The organism is Roseateles sp. P5_B10 (assembly GCF_056400485.1).
Genome location: NZ_JBFULE010000857.1, coordinates 1 through 2,183 on the forward strand (window position 1 = coordinate 1; position 2,183 = coordinate 2,183).

At 68.6% G+C, this 2,183-nt stretch carries 3 protein-coding genes; all 3 read left to right on the forward strand.

The genetic code is table 11. The features are described from left to right. A partial coding sequence (locus tag AC1DU6_RS28535; RefSeq protein ID WP_477861253.1) for a thioredoxin family protein occupies positions 1-392 on the forward strand: 392 nt, incomplete at its 5' end. Then, a complete protein-coding gene (locus AC1DU6_RS28540) occupies positions 389-1,528 on the forward strand; it encodes an MFS transporter (protein WP_477861254.1) in 1,140 nt (379 codons plus the stop codon). The genes AC1DU6_RS28535 and AC1DU6_RS28540, both read left to right, overlap by 4 nt. Before the next feature lie 280 nt (positions 1,529-1,808). Then, a complete protein-coding gene (locus AC1DU6_RS28545; protein ID WP_457322519.1) occupies positions 1,809-2,111 on the forward strand; it encodes a helix-turn-helix domain-containing protein in 303 nt (100 codons plus the stop codon). Positions 2,112-2,183 lie beyond the last annotated feature (72 nt).

Below are 2,183 nucleotides of genomic sequence, written 5' to 3' on the forward strand. Positions count from 1 at the left end.
TCTACGACGAAGGCGTCGACGCCAAGGCTGCGATCCGCGCCACCTTGGCGGAAGCCGAGAAGGCCAAGCTGCCCGTGCTGGTCGTCTTCGGCGCCAACTGGTGCGGCGACTGCCGCATGCTGGACAACAGCTTCAAGCACGGCCCGAGCGCGCCGCTGATCGCCAAGAACTTCAAGGTCGTCAAGGTCGACGTCGGCCGCTTCGACCGCAATGTCGACATTGCCGAGGGCTATCGCGTGCCGCTGAAGAAGGGCATCCCCGCCGTCGCCGTGCTGTCGCCTCAGGGCAAGCTGATCTACGCCACCGAAGGCGGCGAGCTGGCCGACGCCCGCAAGATGGGCGACCAGGGCGTCTACGACTTCTTCACCCGCGTGACTGCCTCGGCCAAGTGACGGTCTCCCTGACCGGCGCCTCGTGGGCCCTGCGCACGCAGTTCTTCGTGCTGGGCGTGATGTTCGCCACGTGGGGCGTGCATGTGCCCACCGTCAAGGCCCATTACGGGCTGGGCGAGCAAACCCTGGCACTGGCCATGCTGGCCRGCGGCGTCGGCGCGCTGCTGGCCCTGGCCCAGGCGGGCCGCATCGTCGGCCGCTTCGGCCCCAGCGCCGTGGCCGCCACCATGGGCGTGCTGTGTTGCGCCAGCGTCGCCTGCCTGCTGGCGTTCTCGTCCTATGCGGCGCTGCTGGTCGTCATGCTCGGCTTCGGCATCACGGGCAGTCTGCTCGATGTGTCGGTCAACGTCGAGGCGACCGAGATCGAGCGCCTGTCCAAGCGGCCGCTGATGAGCGGCTTCCACGGCATGTTCAGCCTCGGCGGCATGGCAGGCGCGGGCCTGGGCAGCGTCGCGCCGGCGCTGGGCCTCACGCCGCAGGGCCATCTCTTCGTGGCCACCGGCCTGGGTGCCGTCTGCGCGCTGGTGGCCAGCCGCGCGATGCTGCCCGTCGAGCCCGGTGCGGCCGACGAAAAGCGACCGCTGAGCATTCCGCGTGGCCCGCTGCTGCTGCTGGGCGTGCTGGCGTCCATGGGCTTGATCGCCGAGGGCGCGATGTACGACTGGAGCGTGCTCTTCATGAAGCAGGAGCGCGGCAGCGAGCCCAGCACCGCGGCCCTCGCCTACGCCAGCTTCAGCGGCGCGATGGCTGTGGGCCGGTTCGGCGGCGACTGGGTGCGAGCGCGCATGTCGGGCACGAAGCTGATGCGGGCCAGCGGCGTACTCGGCGCCGCCGGCATGGCGCTGGCGTTGGCCCTGCCCTCGCCCGTCGTGGCGCTGATCGGTTTCGCGCTGGTGGGGCTGGGCCTGTCCAACGTCGTACCGGTGATCTTCAGCGCGGCGTCGCAAGTGCCCGGCGTGTCTTCAGCCCACGGCATCGCGGCGGTGTCTGGCGTCGGCTACCTCGGCATGATGGCCGGCCCGCCGCTGATCGGGTTGATCGCCGAGCATTCGTCGCTGACCGCCGGCCTGGTCGTCGTCGTCGTGTTCGCCGTCTTCATGGCRCTGTCGGCGAAGCGGGCAATGCGCGGGGCCTGACGCCGGGCGCAGCAGGACGAAACCGGGGCGGGGTCATCTACCCACGACCGGCCGGCTTGGGCCACTTGATGCGCGCGGTGAGCTCGCCCTTGTGCTGTCGCATGGCGGGCAAACTCGTTTCGGAATTTAAGGCATCAAGCTGGCAGGACCGAAGATAGCGAGACAGTTTCGGAATTTAATGAATTTGAAGTTGTAAAGCCACAGCTGTGGCATGATTTCGGAATTCAAGAAATTTGTCCTTCCGGCATCGTCCGGAGCGCCTCATCACGGGAATTCCGAAATGACTTCCAACCCTAGCGCCCCGCCACCCGAACTCCTGCGCGTCGTGGATGCCGGCGCCCTCGGCCCGGCCATCCGAGCCCGTCGCCGCGCACAGTCGCTGCGCATCGACGATGCGGCCTCTTTGAGCGGCGTCTCCGTCGACCTGCTCTCCCGCCTCGAGAACGGCAAGGGCTCCGTGCGACTGGACAAGCTGCTGGCGGTGTTGGACAGCCTGGGGCTCGCCCTCGTGCTCGGCCCCAAGGACCACCCAACGATGCAGTCCGTCTCGCGTCCCGGAGTCGAGCCTCCCGAGCAGCCATGAACTCGGCCGCCGACGCCCCTGTTGCCCCGCATGCGCTCAACCTCTGGGCCGACGGCCAGAAGGTCGCGACGC

Bases quoted from the DNA above. Each gene is read 5' to 3' on its own strand.
- AC1DU6_RS28545 (WP_457322519.1), top strand. From the start codon at position 1,809: ATGACTTCCAACCCTAGCGCCCCGCCACCCGAACTCCTGCGCGTCGTG.